Genomic DNA, 18,854 nt, shown 5'->3' on the forward strand with positions numbered 1-18,854 from the left:
ATATAAATTCGTAAAAAACATACTCTATTTTGCATGTTTTGTCCAACCACTTCATATACATAGTAAAAACAAAAATGGAGATGATACTATGAAAGCTGGACAAGCTACTATTGATTTCCGCTCATTAATAGAAGATTTAATTTTAGCAACAGCAACAAATGAAAAACATTGCTCCCAGGAAGAGTTATACTTTGCACTAAATTCTTTACTCCGCTCATTTCATAGAATACTTACAGATGAAGAAACAGACACAATGAATACCGAATATATCCAAACTCAGTTTTGCACCGCATATAACATTTTGACAGGACGAACAATATATCCATTCTAAATAATCCTTTATCTTCATTTATGTATCCATTTTCATTTTTCGACATCTTTGTCTAGCTCTGCATGAATATTAACAAATAAAAAAACACCTCTTTATGAAAGAAGTGTTTTTGTTTGGTTATAATGATGCTCGGTAAATTGCTACAACATCTTGTTTATTTAATTTTTTAAACTGTCCAAACTCACCATATGCCATTGCCTTTTCTGCCATAACATCAATTTGTTCTTCACCAATTTTGTAGTCCGCTAAACGAGCCGGCGCTCCAATAGATGTCCAAAATTGACGCAATGCTTCAATTCCTTCTAATGCTATGTCAACATCAGTTTTCTCTTCTGTTTGAACATGAAATACTCGAATCGCAAATTGTTTAAAACGATCTACATTTTCATGTAAAACATGTTTCATCCAATTTGGGAATAAAATTGCTAAACCACCGCCATGCGGAATATCATACACTGCCGAAACAGCATGCTCAATGTTATGCGTTGCCCAGTCTCCGCGTACGCCCATTGCCAAAATACCATTTAACGCCATTGTACCGCAATATAAAATCGTTTCACGATGCTCATAACTTTCTAAATCATGCAGCAAATTCGGAGCTGTCTCAATAACCGTTTGTAAAATAGATTCACAGTAGCGATCCTGCAATGCTGTATTTGTATCTTGGTGAAAATATTGCTCGAGTACATGCGACATAATGTCAACCATACCGTAAATTGTTTGGTTACGTGGTACAGATATTGTATGGTTCGGATCTAAAATAGAAAATTGCGGAAATGTTACTGGACTCCCCCAGCCATATTTCTCATTTGTTTCCCAATTTGTAATAACTGAACCTGCATTCATTTCAGAACCTGTTGCAGCCAGAGTTAACACTGTTCCAAAAGGTAACGCTTCTTTTGCGATAGCTTTTTTCGTAACAAGATCCCACGCATCTCCTTCATACTTACTACCAGCGGCAATCGCTTTTGTGCAATCTATTACACTTCCACCGCCCACAGCTAAAATAAACTCGATATTATTTTCTTTATAAATTTGAATCCCTTTGTTTACTGTCGATAAACGCGGGTTAGGTTCCACTCCACTTAACTCAAAAATTTCTGCATCAATTTCTTTTAACATAGATATTACGTTATCGTAAACTCCATTTTGTTTAATACTTCCACCACCATATACGAGTAACACTTTTTTCCCGTATTGAGGTATTTCTAATTTCAATTGTTCTAATTGTCCTTTTCCAAAAATAAGCTTTGTTGGATTACGAAATACAAAGTTTTGCATACACTTCATCCTTTCTAGATAAAAGTAACTATACTTTTTATATCACACATTTTGTTTTTTATAAAAAAATCTGCTTATACAAAAAAAGAATCTCAGCTAAAACTGAGACTCTTTTAATAATAAGGTGAAATCATTAAGTATACGATAACTCCAGAAAGACTTACATATAACCAGATTGGCATCGTCCAACGTACAATTTTACGATGGCGAGTCAATTGGTTTGTAAATCCGTACACTAAAGAAAACAATGCAAGCGGCACAATAATAGCAGCAAGGAAAATATGTGTAATTAAAATAAAGAAATATACATATTTAATGATTCCTTCTCCACCAAAATGCGTTGCTGGCGCTAAATAATGGTACGTTAAATACGAAACACAAAATATCAATGTTGTTGTAAATGCAGCAAGAATAAATCCTCTATGTAGCTTTACATTCTTTTTAATAATTGAGAACAACGCTGCTAGTAAAAACACGAATGTAAAACTATTACAAATCGCATTGACAAGTGGCAAAATCGTTACATCAAAATGCACTTCTCCTTTGTATCCAACCGATCCAAAGAACAAAAATAAAATAATCGCATTGACAATCACAGAAAGCGTTATTACAACAGGAGCATAGCTCTTCTGTTTCACAGAACGATCAGTCAAATTATTCACTCCCTCATTTTTCTTAAAATATACAGTAGCTTCATTATTTTAACATATTATCAATATTGTAAATGTGACAAATGTTTGAATAATTATATAAAGTAAAACTCTCATCAGTGTTGTTCTGATCACTCTTAAATAGCAAGATAAAAAATCCTCCTTAAGTCTTTTACCACTTAAGAAGGATTGTATCGTTTCACACTAAAAATTTCAAACTATAACACTCACGTTAGCTTTTATTAAAAAACATATCACTATATGCCTGAAAAATCTCAGTTAATTGAAAACCAATAAGAGACATTGCTGTTAATGAAAAGAAACCAATTAATACGAAACGAATCCACATACGAATCTCCCCCTTGTATCATTCATTTAAAATTCAGATGACAAATCGGATGATAGTGGTCGTCTCCTTCTTTTTTCTTTACAACAGCAGTAATATACCGAATAAATAACATAATAATTATAGGGAAATATACATGCTTCAAATTCGTCGGTCTTAGTGATATTTCTCCTTGCACGTCGGATGGGGACGTTAAAGAAAAATCAGCACTATTCATTCTCCCATATACAAATAGGAATTGAATACATAATAAAATGCTTACAATTGACATGATATCTTCCCAATCAGTCGTATACAAAAAATTATATATATCTAGCACATATTCCTCCAACGTTACCCCTCCTTTCTTTTTTACTATTTTCCTAACATCTGTATAAAAAGTCAAGAAAAATATTTTATATACACTGTGACAATCATGAATACATATAATGGAAACCTTTGATTAACCAACCTTCACCTGCACCTCTTATTGTTATGTAAATTATAATAGGAATATTTTCAGTCCAGGGCACATTACTCAGAGTTTTTTCTGTCCCTATCGACCGGAAAAATCCTGCAATCATTATTCCTTCAAAGCAATCCCCATCCAAAACAATTCAAACAACTCTTTGTAAAATATTATCTTTTGTAGAATCTGCATTTTTCTTTTTTGGCCTTCCTGATTTTTTACTTATTTTTTCCCCATTCATATATACAAGCTCCTTTATTTTAAAAGTTTTATCCCTATTATTTATGGATGAAATATAAAACGTAGCGCCCGGCTTAAAACAGTCGGTACTACAGATCCATGATTTTCTCCCTCAGCTTTATGAAACGAGAATCGTAATCTGCTATGCTGCATCTTGTATAATCGATCAGATAACGCATTTACATCTTGAACCATATGATCTTTTTCTAATGACCCCACTGTAAGAAATACACCAATCTCAGAATTCATTTTATTTAATTCATTTATAAAATTAGATTCTTTTTCTAAAACAGATTGATTATTCCACCAAATAGAAGGACTGCTTATAAAGTATGTTTGAAATGCATGTATGTTTGTAAATAAGACATGTAAAGCAAATAACCCACCTAACGAATGGCCAAATAATGTTTGTCTCTTTGTATCAATCGGAAAATATTTAGTAAGCTCAGGTTTTAGCTCTTCTTGAAAAAACTCTAAAAAATGATTCGCTCCCCCTGTTACCGGCCACGGTTTACCATCTGGTTTTGGCGGCAAAATAAGAGATGATGCTGGAGGAGTGAAATCATAAAATCGATATGTAGAAGAAAAACTTTCTTTTATTTGATAGCCAATTCCAACAATAATTGCTGGTACAATTCCTGTTTTTTCAGATCTAACTGCTTGGATGCGCACAGCTTCTTCAAACATTTGAAAAAAAGCATTCCCATCTAATACATAAATAATAGGATAACCCGAAGGTGGTTCTGGCTGTTTCGGCTTTGCTATATAAATTTGATACTGACGATTTTCTCTTTTCGAATACATCATCCATTGCTCTGCATTAGAAATTACGACATTTTGTGTCTCCGGTACAGGCTGCATTGTCGCCCTCCTCTTACATGTTTAATTTGTTACGTAAACTTTTGCACGTCCTTCTTGTATTTCTACATTTAAATCACGAAATACCGTAAGCTTTTCATAGCTCGTTTCTAAATTTTCTGTGCTTAAAACACTCACTCATCTTCACTCCTTTTACGCTTTCGCTTTAAATAACAAATATAGAAAATACGGTACACCAATGATAGAAATGACAATTCCAACCGGTAACTCTATTGGTGCGAAAACAGTCTTTGCAATAAAATCAGAAACAATAACAAGTAACATACCAATCACACCACATATCGGAATAACTTGATTATGATGAATTCCAACGAGACGTTTTGCAATATGCGGTGCCATCAGCCCAACAAATCCAATACTTCCAGAAACAGAAACGCAAGCACTCACTATCCCAATACCGCTTAATAATAAAATGGATTTCTCTTTTCCAACTGAAATTCCGAGACTTTTTATACTCGTCTCTTCTAGTTGAAACATATCAAGTAAATATGCTTTCCTTTGTATAATAGGCACTAAAATAATTAACCATGGTAACATCGCAATAATATATTTCCAATTTGCATTATATATGCTCCCTGAGATCCAAACTGCTGCCATTTCAAAATCAGTAGCTTTCATTTTCAAAGATAAATATACAGAGAAAGAACTAAGACCGTAACCAATTGCTATTCCTGTTAATACTAGGCGCTGTGAATCTAATCTTCCGCCTTTCCAAGAAAACATATAAATTAAGATTGCAGAACCAAGCCCACCGGCCAAGCCAAATAATGGCATAAGCATAATAGAAAACCAGTTTGTACTCTTGATTTGTCCTTGAAAGAAAAACATAAAGACAACAATAGCCGCCCCTGCACCTGCATTAATTCCTAAAATACCTGGATCCGCCAATCCGTTTCGTGTAACTCCTTGAATAGCAGCTCCCGCAACGCCAAGACCAAACCCTACTAATGCTGCAATTACTATTCTTGGGAGCCTAAAATCAAATATTACTAAATCATGTTCAGGCACGGGATTTATTCGAAATATCGTCCGAATTATATCCATAACTGTCATATCAAATGTACCATTCGTTAAACTAATATAAATGGCAACTATAACTAAAAACAGAATTATACTAAATGTGACCATATAACATAGCCATGAATCTCTATGCATGTTTCTCTCCTCCTCTTGTTCGAATTAAATAAAGGAAGAAAGGAACTCCAATCAATGAAGTAACGACTCCTATCGGTGTTTCAAATGGATAATTTATAAATCTACTCAATACATCACATAAAGCGAGAAAGACTCCGCCTATTATACCGGCACACGGTACAATCCACCTATAGTCTACTCCAATTAAAAAACGAGTAATATGAGGGATGATTAATCCTACAAAACCCACCTTTCCAACTACAGCTACAGCAGTACCTGTTAAACACACAACAGATAGGATTGCAGCAGCTTTCACAATTTTTGTACGTTGGCCCAAATTAATCGAAACCTCTTCTCCTAATGAGAGAATTGTAATAGATTTTGAAATCACAAGTGCCAAAACAATACCAATAACACCAAATGGAATAGATAATTTTAATATCTCTGGATTGATTTGGTCCAACTTCGCATTGTACCAAAAACTAACATTTTGAGAAAGTTGAAAGTAAGATGCGATTGCTATTGCCGTACTATTTAAAAATGTTCCTATAACAGTTCCTATAATAGCTAAACGAACCGGCGATAATCCATTTCGAAGCAATGAACCAAATCCAAAAACAATTCCCGCTCCTAACGCCGAACCAAGCATAGAAAATAGTATCATATTCACTGAAGACATCCCTGGAATAAATACCATGCAAATCGTAATAACAAAAACTGACCCCTCTGTCACACCCATAATAGAAGGGGATGCAAGATAGTTTCTTGTCATCCCCTGCATAAGTGCTCCTGATATGGCCAAAAATGCTCCTACTAATAACGCACCAATTGCTCTCGGTAAACGAGATGTAATAATAATATTATGATTTACATTTCCTGAATCAAAATGGAATAGCGCATTCCAAGCTGTTTCAAAAGTAATGTTTTTTGCTCCATACAATATGGATAACATAATCGTTAATAAAATTAACACAGGTGCCAAACATAAAATCATCATTGGTACTGCATTCATTTTCCGCATATCATTCAACGCACCTTACTATTTATTTAAATAAGTTTTTTTCTGCAGCTTTTAAGAAAGCTGTTTTACTCCAAGCTGTACCGCCTTGTGCCATCGGATCAACAGCGTTTACGAATACTTTTTTATCTTTTACAGCGTTAATACTTTGCCAAATTGGATTGCTTTGTAAATCTTCTAGCGCTTTCGGATTATCTTTATTTTCGCTTCCTTCAAATTGAACAAAGATATAATCCGGATTCATTTCTGCAAACTTTTCTAAAGCAATTTTTTCTTGCTTTTTAACTGCTTTAATCGCTTCAGGAGCCGTTAAGCCTAAATCTTTATAAATTACTGGATTGAAATAAACATCTTCTGGATACAGATTAATGCTTCCTTCTCTCAATCTTATTACAACAACTTTTTTATCTTTTAATTTATCTGCTACTTTTTCTTTCGTTTTCTCAGCATCCTCTTTATAGTCTTTTATAATTTTTTCTGCTTTATCTTTTTTACCAGTTAGCTCACCCATTAATTTTAGGTTATCTTCCCAATGCGTTGAAATATGGGAAACAGGGAATGTTGGTGCTACTTTTGTAAATTTTTCCGCTGTCTCTGCTGGGAATTTGGAACTAGATGTAATAACATCTGGCTTTAATTTAAGTAGTGTTTCAAAATTCGGCTGCATTTTTTCACCAATAGATTCTGCACCTTTTAAATCTTTAGCTAAATAGTCAGGTATTTTCCCACCTACTGTAATTGCAGCTACTGGTTTCACTCCAAGTATGGCTGCATCTTCCATTGATTCTAAACTAGCTGTTGTAATTTTTGTTACTTTTGCAGGCACTGTATATTCTTTACCAAGGTATGTGATTTTCTGTTTTTCATCTTTCTTTGCTGCAGTTTCTACACTTTCCGTTTTCTTCTCACTTGAGCTTTTTTCTGCACTATTACATGCAGCAAGACCTAAACTTAATACTGTAACCATTCCTAGTGTAAATAATTTTTTACTCATCTTTAAAAGTACTCCTTTCAAACATATTAATTTATCCCGCTATTTGTGGGCGGTAATACTCCCACCTCAAAATTCGGCGAAAGCAAAGAAGTTAGGTGGGAGATAAACTGCCCGTAAAAGCCCGATTGGTGAGGGCTAATAATCAGTGGGGGATGAAGAAAACCCCCACTGATTAAAGTTTCACTTTATCACCTGTCTACCTAACGAAATATTACTTTTATCTATGTATTGCAATGCAATTAGTCAATCTTGAAACTCACATTCTTCACTTCCTCTATTAAACATATTATCTTTTGCCTCCCAATAAATGATAACGATTATCATTATCGATTATATGGTTAGATTCAAATTATTTCAATAATAATTTGAAAACTTTTAACAAAAAATAGAAAATAATAGGTAGAGAGCCCTCTTCATCGAAAATTTTTTCTTTTGCACCTACTGGTTTGGGAACAATGAACCTTACAAAAGAGAGATGAGAACACGGAAGTCTCACTTTATGTTGAGTTCTTTATTCATTACACTCTAAAAAATTTATAAAAAGAATTTTTTATTGAAACTATATAAATCCGTTTTAATTTTTCGACATATAAATCGCTGCTATGCAAAATACAACATGACCTGTACTTGATAAAGGCACTGAAAAAGTGCTTACTTTTAAAAAATAAAAAGGAGTCCATTACCTGTATATAGTAGGTGATGGACTCCTTTTTCTTATGAAGTGGACTCGTACTTGCTTGCTCCCTTTGTTTTAAACCTCGCATGTAGCAGGAAAAGGCCCTGACCGCTTCTATGCACAGCCAGATGCTCTTGTCCTCCCCTAAAAAGAACGGGGTTTTTATATCGTTTTTCAACTTATATATAGTTCTATATAATTCAAACCCCGAATAGGACATCTCTATTTGGGGTCATGTCTTTTATGCTTTTTCTTCAAATAACCGTGCAACTTCAATAATAACTTGAACGGCTTTTTCCATATTATCTACAGATACATATTCAAATTTACCGTGGTAGTTTTCTCCGCCCGTAAAAATATTAGGTGTCGGTAGACCCATATACGATAACTGCGAACCGTCAGTTCCTCCGCGAATTGGTTGAATATTCGGTTCGATATCAAGATTTTTCATTGCTTCATATGCAATATCAACAATTTCTTTCACCGGTTCAATTTTTTCAAGCATATTGTAATACTGATCATTCATCTCAAGAATAATATTTTCAGTACCATACTTCTCTTGCATCTGTTTTGTAATGGCTGCTATGTTCTCTTTTCGAACATTAAAATGTTCGCGGTCAAAATCACGAATAATGTAAGTAGATTGACTTCGTTCCACATCACCATTTATAGAAATAAGGTGATAGAATCCTTCGTATCCCTCGGTATATTCCGGTGCTTCTTCTACTGGTAGTTGTCCATGGAATTCCATTGCGAGTTTACTGGCATTTACCATTTTATTTTTAGCTGTTCCAGGATGAGTACTATTCCCTTTAAAAGTGAGCTTGGCACCAGCAGCGTTAAAACTTTCATATTCTAATCCACCTAGCGGACCTCCATCCATTGTATACGCAAATGAAGCTCCAAAAGCTTCTACATCAAAATGAGATGGACCGCGGCCAATTTCTTCATCAGGTGTAAATGCTACTCTAATTTTCCCATGTTTTATTTGTGGGTTATGTAATAAATAATTCATTGCTGTCATAATTTCTGTAATGCCCGCTTTATCATCTGCACCAAGTAGTGTTGTTCCATCAGTTGTAATTAATGTATGACCTTGATAAGATGGAAGCTCTGGAAATAATTCTGGTGTTAATACAACACCTAGCTCCTTATTTAACGTAATTGCCTTCCCATCAAAATTTTCATGGATTTGCGGCTTAACATTCTTCCCTGTAAAATCTGTAGCTGTATCCAAGTGAGCTAAAAAACCAATTACAGGAACATGCTTGTCCGTATTTGCAGGAAGCGTCGCCATCACGTAGCCATTCTCATCCATCGTTACTTCTGCTAATCCAATCGCTTTCAGCTCTTCTACTAGTTGCTTCGCAAACTCAATTTGGCCAGGCGTCGATGGTACAGTATGACTTTCTGCATCAGATTGTGTATCCACCTTAACATATCTTGTAAAGCGTTCGATAATTTCTTTTTTCATACTACCTCACTCCTTTTTATCTATCTTTATTTATTATAAGCTTTTGTTCCACGTTTTTTTATCTATTTTGATTTTATCTTTTAAATTTCGATGAACAATCAAAAAAAGCAGACCTTTGTTCCAAAACAAAGGTCTGCTTTTCTACTATTATTCGCCTAAATCCACGTTATGGTACACTTGCTGAACATCTTCTAAATCTTCTAATGCATCAATCATTTTTTCAAATTTCACTTGTGCATCTTCTGGAAGTGTTACTTCGCTTTGTGCAAGCATTGTTAGTTCTGCAACTGTAAATTCAGTTATACCAACATTTTTAAATGCCTCTTGCACTGCATGGAATTGATCCGGTTCCGCATAAACGATAACTACTTCCTCTTCTTCCAAGATGTCACGCACGTCTACATCTGCTTCCATTAAGATTTCAAGAGCTTCATCTGCTGTTTTACCTTCAAGACCAATAACAGCAGTTGCATCAAACATATACGCTACTGATCCGTTTACACCCATGTTACCAGCATTTTTGCTAAATGCTGCACGTACATCTGCTGCAGTACGGTTCACGTTATTTGTTAATGTATCTACGATTACCATTGATCCATTTGGTCCGAAGCCTTCATAACGAAGTTCGTCATAGCTTTCTTCTGAACCGCCTTTTGCTTTTTCAATCGCACGGTCAATGATTGTTTTTGGTACGCTGTACGTTTTTGCACGTTCAAGTACAACTCTTAAAGTCTGGTTAGATTCTGGATCTGGTTCCCCTTGTTTTGCTGCTACATAAATTTCTCGTCCAAACTTTGCATAGACACGACTCGTATTTGCATCTTTTGATGCTTTTTTGTCTTTAATATTATTCCACTTACGTCCCATTCTTGTTCCACTCTCTTTCAACTTTGACTCTACATAAAAATAGTAATATAAAATATGCTGTTTCTTCAACAGTTTTTCATTATATTTCATATTGTTAACAAAAAAGACAAATTGAAGATGTCACATTTATTCACTACATTGTATTATACCTTATTACAAGTTTAATAATCAAAGAAAGATAGGACAATATTAAAATTATTATGACATATTCTCGTATAGTAAACTTTACTATGAAATAGTTTACAAACTGCATTCTTTCAAAATAATAATATATACAAACTATCAATTCTAGATGAAATAACATGCAATGATACAAAAAATTCTTCTTTTCAACCTATTCCTTTACATTTATTTTCTGAAATATTCTCTTTGCTCAAATGGCTATGTTTTTTTGAATAAACGAAGTAAACAACCGCTCCAATCACTAACCAAATTCCAAAATACAACCACGTTGTTAAAGGCAGGTTAACCATTAAGAATAAACAACATACAATTGAAATAATCGGTACAAGCGGTACAAGTGGTACCATAAATCCACGCTGCAAGTCTGGGTGCCTTTTACGAAGAATGATAACAGATACCCCAACCATCGCAAACGTTAAGAGCGCTCCAATATTCGCTAGATTCGATAATTCTTTTAAATCAATAAACCCAGCAATTAAAGCACTACCTATTCCAGTTAACCAAGTTGAAAACGACGGCGCTTCTGTTTTTTTATTGATTTTCGCGAAAGCTTCTGGTAATAAACCATCACGACTCATCGCAAAGAATACGCGTGTTGTTGCATAAATATAAGCGAAGATTACCGCCATAATTCCAATTACAGCTCCGAATGCAATTACACCTGCCACTTTATCTTGTCCTACAACTTCTAATACATAAGCCATTGCTTCTGGTACATTTAATTCTTTATAAGATACCATTCCAGTCATTACAAGGCACACCGCGACATAAATAATTGTACAAATTACTAATGATGCAATTATACCGATTGGTAGATCGCGCTGCGGATTTTTTACTTCTTCTGCTGAAGTTGCTAACGCATCAAATCCTAAAAAAGCAAAGAATACAGCGGATCCCCCTGCAAAAATACCGCTTAAACCATACGGTGCAAATGGAATCCAGTTTGCTGGTTTTACATAAAACACACCAACAGCAATAAATAATACAACAATACAAATTTTAATTAACACCATTGCATTATTCACACGTTTACTTTCTTTCGTCCCACGGGATAATAACCATGTTAGTACAAGTGTAATCATTACTGCTGGCAAATTCACAATACCGCCCTGTGATGGGATTGTTAACAATGCTTTCGGTATCTCTACTCCAAATCCACTTATTAAGTTGTGAAAATACCCTGTCCATCCACCAGCTACTGCTGCTGTTGTTACGACGTATACGGATAATAATGTCCATCCCATTAAATGTGCTACAAACTCTCCAATTGTTGCATATGAATATGTGTATACACTACCTGATACTGGAAGTGTAGAAGCAACTTCAGCATAGCATAAAGCGGCAAATCCACAAACAATTGCTGCAATCATAAATGAAAAAATCACTGCAGGCCCAGCATCTCTTGCCGCAACTAATCCAGTGAGCACAAGAACTCCTGTACCAATTATCGCACCAATACCTAACATTGTTAGATCAAACGCTCCCAATGTTTTCGTTAAAGTTTTACTTTTACTTTCCCTTAACAACTGGGTAACAGATTTCTTTTTAAATAAATTAACTATAATACTTACCCCCTTTTATTAAGAAAAGCTAAGAGAATTTCTCTTAGCTCTTCTTGTGTTATATAATAAACCTATCTCTCGGTTTCATTTTTATTTAACAATTTCCAAATTATTACTTTACTTCATTCGCAAAGAAATGCTCACATACGCTAGAGATACGAGTTAAATCAACATTTCCGCCAGAAATAATCGCTACTACTTTTTTCCCTTTAATATAGGAATCAACTTTACCTGCAAGAAGAGCAGCTGTCGCTAATGCTCCTGCGCCTTCTACAACAGCTTTTCCGCGTTGTAATAAATCTTTCATTGCTACTTCTAACTCATCTTCTGATACAGTTACAATATCATCTACTAATTCTTCTACGATTTCAAAAGTTAAGTTTCCTGGAATTTTTACTGCGCAACCATCAGCAATAGTTGGTGCTTCATAATGCTCTACAATTTCACCTTTGTCATACGAAGCTTTCATTCCATGAACATTATCAGCTTGAACACCGATTATATTAATTGAAGGATTAAAAGTTTTAAGTGCTACCGCGATTCCAGAAATAATTCCGCCGCCGCCAATAGGTACAATTACAGTATCAACATCCCACATATCATCAAGAATGTCGAGGCCAATTGTTCCCTGACCTGCCATAACTTGTACATCATCATATGGATGTAAATATGTTTCTCCAGTTTCTTTTATAATTTCTTCACATTTTGCTTTTGCATCATCAAACGTATCGCCATATAAAATGACTTCTGAGCCGTATCCTCTCGTTGCTTCAACTTTCGCTTTTGGAGCAGAAGTTGGCATTACAATTTTACTTTTAATACCAAGTAAATGTGAAGATAATGCAACACCTTGGGCATGGTTACCAGCCGAACAAGCAATAACTCCACGAGCTTTTTCTTCATCTGTTAAAGTAGAAATTTTATTGAATGCCCCGCGAAATTTAAATGATCCTGTTAATTGCATATTTTCTAATTTTAAATATATTTCCCCGCCTGTTTTACTTGTTAAATAAAAGGATTTAACAAGCGGTGTTTTACGAGCGTTTCTATCAAGAATTTGTTTGGCATTTTTAATATCATCAATATTTAGTGGCAAAGTTTTAGTAATCATATTATAACACTTCTTTCAATTGTTTATAATCTAACCCTAACGTTGTTCCTAGATTTTCATAAGTGATGGTTCCTTTATAAATATTGATACCATGTACTAATGAAGGTTTGTTTTGAATCGTCGCTTCTAAACCATCGTTAGCAATTGCTAATAAATAATCGATATTTCCATTCGCTAATGCCATAGTAGAAGTACGTGGAGTTGCCCCTGGCATATTTGGTACAGCATAATGAATGACACCGTGCTTAATAAATACAGGATCATTATGTGTTGTATAGTGATCAATTGTTTCAATCGTTCCACCTTGATCGATTGAAATATCAACAACAACACTGCCCGGCTTCATGGACTGAATCATGTACTCTTTCACAATTTTTGGTGGTCTAGCACCCGGAATTAAAATTGTTGAAACAAATAAATCTGCAGTTTTAATAGCTTTTTCTAAGTTTTCAGTAGTAGATTCGATAACTTCAACTTGATCATTTGCGTATTTTTCTTTTAAATAAGCAATTTGTTTTTGATTTAACTCTAAAATCGTTACGTGGCAACCGATTCCAACAGCCATATCACAAGCATTAATTGCAGCGTTACCTCCGCCTAAAATTACAACATTACCAGCTGGAATACCTTCTATTCCTGATAATAAAATACCTTCTCCTTCATGTTGTTTTTCTAAATAATAAGCTCCCATAAACACTGCACGACGCCCAGCAATTGCACTCATCGGTTTTAATAATGTTAAAACTCCATTTTCACTAATTGTTTCTCCAGCAATAGCTGTTGTTCCCGCTTTTCTCATCGCTTCAACACACTCTTTTGAAGCTGCTAAATGTAAAAATCCCCAAACAATTAAATCCTTCTTAAAATATTTATATTCTTCTACTAAAGGTTCTTTTACCTTTACTAGCATATCAACATCCCAGGCTTGCTCTTGCGTAACTAAAGTAGCACCTGCATTTGTATACTCTTCATTTGTATAACCTGATCCTAGACCAGCATCTTTTTCTATTAAGACTTCATGTCCAGTCTCAACTAATTTTCGAGCATTTTCTGGTGTCATCCCAACACGTGCTTCACCTTTTTTAATTTCTTTCACTACGCCAATTTTCATGCTGCCACATCCTTTTACTTTTAAAATGTAATATACACTATTACATTATTTTTATACGACCCAAATAAATTCGCGGAATATGTCAAACATTCTTACATTTCCTTGTTTGTCTGGATCGTTGTTCACACCTACAAGATACACTTAGAAAAATGATGAGTCAACAATCTGTGAAATAGTTCACAAAATGTTTTTTTTTATTTTAAAATAAATTTTTTCTTAACAAGAAGGATTGAAACCGCTTTTTAACTATGATAGACTTTGTCACGAATAACATCTCTTATGAATTCAAATGAAATGCAATTTTATTTTTTTATTTACATTTGTGAACATTTTCACATTGAACAACATAGAAATACCATTATAAGGATTGTATATATTTCTATAAAATTGTGAATTATATCACAAATGAGATTTAATTTTTAATGCACTAATTAATAAAATGAAGGGATATACTATGAAAGCTGAAGCAAAAATGAATTCATCAGAGGTTGTATGTATTTTTTCAAACAGGAGTGATTATTATGTCCCAAGCACAACTTAAAAAAGAAATTGGCTTCTTTGCAGCATTAACAACAGTTATTGGTACCGTTATTGGTGCAGGTGTATTCTTTAAGCCTACTGCACTATACGGCGTAACTGGATCAGCAAGTTTAGGATTACTTGCATGGGTAATTGGAGGAATCTTAACTGTTTGCTCAGGTTTAACCGCAGCTGAACTTTCAGCAGCTATTCCTGAAACAGGTGGAATGATGGCATATTTAAAGCGTACTTATGGAAACTTAACTGCTTTCCTACTAGGGTGGGCACAAACTGTTATTTACTTCCCTGCCAATATTGCAGCGCTTGCAATTATTTTCGGAACACAAGCAGTTAGTTTATTTGGATTAAATGCGAATGAACATAAATTGATGATTATTGGAGTTGCTGTTATTACCGCAGCATTCGTAACCTTTATGAACTCCTTAGGGGCGAAAGCAGCTGGTGGAATTCAAATGGCATCGACTATTTGTAAATTAGTTCCTTTAGCATTACTTATTATTTTTGGATTATTGCATAAAGGCGACGTAACTCTACAACTGTTTCCAGTAGAAGCAGGACCAGGTAAATCCTTTATCTCTGCACTTGGATCTGGTTTACTTGCAACAATGTTTGCTTATGATGGATGGATTCATGTAGGAAATATCGCTGGAGAAATGAAAAATCCTAAAAAAGACTTACCTAGAGCAATTGTAATTGGATTGTCTACTGTTATGGTTGTATACTTACTCATTAATGTTGCTTTCCTTATGGTTATGTCTGCATCAGCACTTGCAGGAACTGATACACCTGCATCTCAAGTAGCGACAATTTTATTTGGAGCAATGGGAGGAAAATTAGTTACAATCGGTATTTTAATTTCCGTATTTGGAACAATCAATGGATACATTATGACAGGAATGCGTATCCCTTATGCAATGGCATTAGAAAATAAACTACCGTTTAGTAAATGGTTTGCAACATTATCTAAAAATGGCCACGTTCCTTATAATTCTGGAATCTTTATGTTATGCGTTTCGGTTATCATGATGGTTATCGGTGGATTCAACACATTAACAGATATGTTAGTGTTTGTTATCTGGATATTCTATACAATGACTTTCGTAGCAGTATTCATTTTACGTAAAAGAGAACCAGATCTTGTACGTCCTTACAAAGTACCACTTTATCCTATTATACCGTTAATTTCCATTGTAGGTGGATCATTTATCGTTATTAATACTCTTTTCACACAAACACTGCTTGCACTATGCGGTATCGGCTTAACAGCTTTAGGTCTTCCGATTTACTATGCAATGCGAAACAAGCATGTAGAGCCTGATAAAGATACAGTTCAATAAAAATTTGTTAGACGTGTATAAAATCCTTATGCGAAATAGATAATGGATTTTATACACGTTTATTTTTTATAACCTCTAATGATATCCGTAAACTAAAAAATGCAATTCAAATACCACTTTGTACATCTTTGTTTCCTTTAGAAGGTGTTTTTTCCCCCTCATTTCTCAATGTTTTTTTTACTGCAACTGTCATTACAATCATCGCCATACTTACAAACAGTGTAGGAAGATATACCTTTATACTAAATACTTCAAATATGACACCATATATGACCTGACCCATAGGTGCCATGCATTGTGCAACCGCCATAATAATCGCCATAACTTTCCCTAAATTTTCATTTGGTGTTTTCTTTTGCACGGCGGTAATGACAAAAATAGAGATTATAGTCATCGCCATTGCAATAAGAATTGCACATAAGATAAAGAGTATAAATGACGGATAGGATCCTAGCCCAAGCATAAGGGGCGTGATTGATAAAGCCATCGGTACAATCAATAAGGCAATTACGAGAAACCATTGATACAGTTTTTTCATTTGCATCTTTTTTGAAAAGAAACCGATGGACAATGCCCCTAAAATTGTAGCAAATTCTATGAGTCCCATTCCAATGCCATACATTGTGTCACTACTTTGCATGACTACCCGTAAAATGATGGGAGCACCAACAACAAACAACGGTGTGAGAATTAAGTTGAGGAAAGCTGCAAGGATTATGCATTTCAAAATAAAAGGCTGCTTAACCACATAGATAAATCCAACTTTTAAGTCTTTTACAATTGTCGATATGATATGTCCATCCTGTTCCCTTTTAACGAACGGGATGTTAATAAAAATCGCTAATACTGCGGCTAATAAAAAGGCGATACAACTCATCACAACAAGCACTTTTAACCCTACAATACCATACAACACTCCGCCTAAAACGGGAGCTGCTACGCTGGATAGTGCTTGAACACCGTTCACAATACCATTTGCCTGCTCCAGTTTATTTTCCGCAACTAACAAAGGAACACTTGCCATAACAGCTGGTGAATACATAGCGCTAATCATCGCTAGCAAAACCATGACAACACCGATAAGTATCACGGAAGTATTACTAGCTGCTAAAAACAAAATAAAACAAAATACAATGGCACTGCTTGCAAAATCAAAAATCACCATTAAGTTGCGGCGGTTGAGTCTGTCAGCTATAGCCCCGCCAAGAGGTGATAACAAAAGTGGTACATTTGATACGGCATACAAAGTTGCATATATGTCTGCCCGTCCTGTTATGTCCAACACGTAAAGAGATAAGGCAAAACGTAAAAGAGAAGAACCTAATATTGATACAATCTGCCCAATTACCATTAAGTTAAATGCTTTAGGAAAAGGTTTTATAATGCTATTATTTTGCATAATATATACACCTTTCATCAAGGGATTAGACCGACTGCCGGTCTGTATTTTTGTATAAAATACTATATTTTTTAATTCTCAGACATATAAATCACTGCTATGCAGAACACAACGTACCCGTTACTTACTTTCTTCCTTTGTTTTAAACCTCGCATGTGGCAGGAAAAGGCCCTGACCGCTTCTATGTACGGCCAGATGCTCTCGTCTCCCCCCAAAAAAGAAAGCGATTTTTATGCCGTTAATCTTATTCGTCATTTTCAGGCTGTCTCATTAAAATATCTAAAATGTAATCAAAGCTGCCTTTTTTAGCTCCAAGAGTAATCTCCATCATGTTCATAAACGCCTTTGCTCTTTGCATCGCTTCATGAGGCTGCCACTGAAACAATCCTTCATCGAATATTACTTGTGCAGAAGCAAGCAAAAATTCTATTGTTTCTTGTGGATAATCTGTCACAAAAACATGTTCATTAATTCCTTGCTTAATCACCTCCGTCAAAACAGGTGTAAGATGTAAAATAGACTGAACTAAGCTTCTCTGATGCATTTCAGCATTACTTGGCTGATGAAATTGTTCAATCATTTTTTCTTTGCTTCCCCCAGCTTTTGGTGCTTGCGCCATTAAAATTTGAAATAATTTATCAAGCACAGGGATGTTAGGATTTGAGGCAATCTTTTTTGCTGCCGCTACATCTGCATTTACAATCCGCATAATAATTGCATCCATTACTTCCTCTTTTGATTTGAAATAATGATAAAACGTTCCTTTTGCGATACCGATTTCCTGCAGAATATCATTTACGGTCGCTTTCATATATCCTTTAGAAGCAAACAGTTTTTCTGCAGTATCTAAAATTTCATTTCTGCGCTCTTCATATTCTTTTACGATTCTCATCCATAAACTCCTTCCAATTAGACCGACTACCGGTCTAATAAAATTATATGTTTAATCTATAAAAAATGCAAATTTTTTACATCGATATTTGTTTTACATAAAAAGCACATGATTCAAAAACCAAAAATTCTTTATAAAATAACCTTCTACCTACACCAAAAAGATTTGGGATATATTTTCTATGCTCTAAATAAGAATATGAAACAGCTCCATTGTTAATCTATAAAATGAGAGTTACCTTCGTAAATTTGGACAGACTGGTTCCATTGATATAATCCATGTCACTAACTTATGTAAAATTTATAACTACCGACTAAAATATTTAAAAGGGGAAATTCGTGGTTAAATTATAGCCTTTTTTTCATTTTTGAACTAAGTATA

16 protein-coding genes and 1 pseudogene are annotated in these 18,854 nt (G+C 34.7%); 2 read left to right on the forward strand and 15 right to left on the reverse strand.

Translation table 11 applies throughout. From position 1 onward, the window contains the following. The first annotated feature begins 88 nt into the window (after positions 1-88). The gene (locus tag MR076_RS07580) at positions 89-331 is read left to right on the forward strand and encodes a hypothetical protein (RefSeq protein ID WP_242219315.1); all 243 of its coding nucleotides are present in this window, start codon (positions 89-91) and stop codon (positions 329-331) included. Positions 332-448: 117 nt separating this feature from the next. Here the strand turns inward: MR076_RS07580 and MR076_RS07585 are convergent, their stop codons facing one another. The 13 genes and pseudogenes from MR076_RS07585 to ald form a co-directional block, all read right to left on the reverse strand. Further along, on the reverse strand, positions 449-1,612 hold the full coding sequence (locus MR076_RS07585) for an iron-containing alcohol dehydrogenase (protein ID WP_242219317.1): 1,164 nt from the start codon (positions 1,610-1,612) through the stop codon (positions 449-451). A gap of 113 nt (positions 1,613-1,725) precedes the next feature. After that, positions 1,726-2,265, reverse strand: coding sequence for a DUF420 domain-containing protein (locus MR076_RS07590; RefSeq protein ID WP_242219319.1), 540 nt, complete (start codon positions 2,263-2,265; stop codon positions 1,726-1,728). A 368-nt stretch (positions 2,266-2,633) separates the two neighbouring features. Next, positions 2,634-2,939 carry a hypothetical protein gene (locus tag MR076_RS07595; protein ID WP_242219320.1) on the reverse strand — a complete coding sequence of 102 codons (306 nt, stop codon included), beginning with the start codon at positions 2,937-2,939 and terminating at the stop codon, positions 2,634-2,636. A gap of 399 nt (positions 2,940-3,338) precedes the next feature. Continuing rightward, complete coding sequence (locus MR076_RS07600; protein WP_242219322.1) at positions 3,339-4,157, reverse strand: alpha/beta hydrolase; 819 nt, start codon at positions 4,155-4,157, stop codon at positions 3,339-3,341. Between the two features lie 30 nt (positions 4,158-4,187). Beyond that, a pseudogene (locus MR076_RS07605) lies at positions 4,188-4,292 on the reverse strand (ABC transporter ATP-binding protein); the annotation flags it as partial. A 15-nt stretch (positions 4,293-4,307) separates the two neighbouring features. Continuing rightward, positions 4,308-5,303 (reverse strand): FecCD family ABC transporter permease, encoded by a 996-nt coding sequence (locus MR076_RS07610; RefSeq protein WP_396021680.1) that lies wholly within the window; start codon positions 5,301-5,303, stop codon positions 4,308-4,310. Between the two features lie 19 nt (positions 5,304-5,322). Continuing rightward, positions 5,323-6,330: a FecCD family ABC transporter permease gene (locus MR076_RS07615; RefSeq protein WP_242219326.1), complete on the reverse strand. Its 1,008-nt coding sequence runs from the start codon at positions 6,328-6,330 to the stop codon at positions 5,323-5,325. A gap of 22 nt (positions 6,331-6,352) precedes the next feature. Then, on the reverse strand, positions 6,353-7,321 hold the full coding sequence (locus MR076_RS07620) for an iron-hydroxamate ABC transporter substrate-binding protein (protein ID WP_242219328.1): 969 nt from the start codon (positions 7,319-7,321) through the stop codon (positions 6,353-6,355). A gap of 917 nt (positions 7,322-8,238) precedes the next feature. Continuing rightward, positions 8,239-9,471, reverse strand: a complete 1,233-nt coding sequence (pepT, locus tag MR076_RS07625; RefSeq protein WP_242219330.1) for a peptidase T — start codon at positions 9,469-9,471, stop codon at positions 8,239-8,241. 147 nt (positions 9,472-9,618) lie between these two features. Next, positions 9,619-10,338, reverse strand: coding sequence for a YebC/PmpR family DNA-binding transcriptional regulator (locus MR076_RS07630; RefSeq protein ID WP_242219331.1), 720 nt, complete (start codon positions 10,336-10,338; stop codon positions 9,619-9,621). Between the two features lie 329 nt (positions 10,339-10,667). Then, a complete protein-coding gene (locus MR076_RS07635) occupies positions 10,668-12,083 on the reverse strand; it encodes an amino acid permease (protein ID WP_242219591.1) in 1,416 nt (471 codons plus the stop codon). Positions 12,084-12,195: 112 nt separating this feature from the next. Next, the gene (gene tdcB, locus MR076_RS07640) at positions 12,196-13,194 is read right to left on the reverse strand and encodes a bifunctional threonine ammonia-lyase/L-serine ammonia-lyase TdcB (protein WP_242219333.1); all 999 of its coding nucleotides are present in this window, start codon (positions 13,192-13,194) and stop codon (positions 12,196-12,198) included. Position 13,195: 1 nt separating this feature from the next. Next, on the reverse strand, positions 13,196-14,305 hold the full coding sequence (gene ald, locus MR076_RS07645) for an alanine dehydrogenase (protein ID WP_242219336.1): 1,110 nt from the start codon (positions 14,303-14,305) through the stop codon (positions 13,196-13,198). 521 nt (positions 14,306-14,826) lie between these two features. Here ald and MR076_RS07650 point away from each other — a divergent pair. Then, positions 14,827-16,182 carry an APC family permease gene (locus MR076_RS07650; protein ID WP_242219338.1) on the forward strand — a complete coding sequence of 452 codons (1,356 nt, stop codon included), beginning with the start codon at positions 14,827-14,829 and terminating at the stop codon, positions 16,180-16,182. A gap of 106 nt (positions 16,183-16,288) precedes the next feature. Here MR076_RS07650 and MR076_RS07655 read toward each other — a convergent pair whose 3' ends face one another. Further along, positions 16,289-17,581: an MFS transporter gene (locus MR076_RS07655; protein WP_242219340.1), complete on the reverse strand. Its 1,293-nt coding sequence runs from the start codon at positions 17,579-17,581 to the stop codon at positions 16,289-16,291. 244 nt (positions 17,582-17,825) lie between these two features. Then, positions 17,826-18,473: a TetR/AcrR family transcriptional regulator gene (locus tag MR076_RS07660; RefSeq protein WP_242219341.1), complete on the reverse strand. Its 648-nt coding sequence runs from the start codon at positions 18,471-18,473 to the stop codon at positions 17,826-17,828. Positions 18,474-18,854 lie beyond the last annotated feature (381 nt).

The sequence above is a fragment of the Bacillus cereus group sp. BfR-BA-01380 genome (assembly GCF_022663535.1).
Taxonomy (GTDB): domain Bacteria; phylum Bacillota; class Bacilli; order Bacillales; family Bacillaceae_G; genus Bacillus_A; species Bacillus_A cereus_BB.

Coding starts and splice junctions, on each gene's coding strand:
- MR076_RS07580 (WP_242219315.1), top strand. CDS start 89: ATGAAAGCTGGACAAGCTACTATTGATTTCCGCTCATTAATAGAAGAT.
- MR076_RS07585 (WP_242219317.1), bottom strand. CDS start 1,612: ATGCAAAACTTTGTATTTCGTAATCCAACAAAGCTTATTTTTGGAAAA.
- MR076_RS07600 (WP_242219322.1), bottom strand. CDS start 4,157: ATGCAGCCTGTACCGGAGACACAAAATGTCGTAATTTCTAATGCAGAG.
- MR076_RS07610 (WP_396021680.1), bottom strand. CDS start 5,303: ATGGTCACATTTAGTATAATTCTGTTTTTAGTTATAGTTGCCATTTAT.
- MR076_RS07615 (WP_242219326.1), bottom strand. CDS start 6,330: ATGCGGAAAATGAATGCAGTACCAATGATGATTTTATGTTTGGCACCT.
- MR076_RS07620 (WP_242219328.1), bottom strand. CDS start 7,321: ATGAGTAAAAAATTATTTACACTAGGAATGGTTACAGTATTAAGTTTA.
- pepT (WP_242219330.1), bottom strand. CDS start 9,471: ATGAAAAAAGAAATTATCGAACGCTTTACAAGATATGTTAAGGTGGAT.
- MR076_RS07630 (WP_242219331.1), bottom strand. CDS start 10,338: ATGGGACGTAAGTGGAATAATATTAAAGACAAAAAAGCATCAAAAGAT.
- tdcB (WP_242219333.1), bottom strand. CDS start 13,194: ATGATTACTAAAACTTTGCCACTAAATATTGATGATATTAAAAATGCC.
- ald (WP_242219336.1), bottom strand. CDS start 14,305: ATGAAAATTGGCGTAGTGAAAGAAATTAAAAAAGGTGAAGCACGTGTT.
- MR076_RS07650 (WP_242219338.1), top strand. CDS start 14,827: ATGTCCCAAGCACAACTTAAAAAAGAAATTGGCTTCTTTGCAGCATTA.
- MR076_RS07655 (WP_242219340.1), bottom strand. CDS start 17,581: ATGCAAAATAATAGCATTATAAAACCTTTTCCTAAAGCATTTAACTTA.
- MR076_RS07660 (WP_242219341.1), bottom strand. CDS start 18,473: ATGAGAATCGTAAAAGAATATGAAGAGCGCAGAAATGAAATTTTAGAT.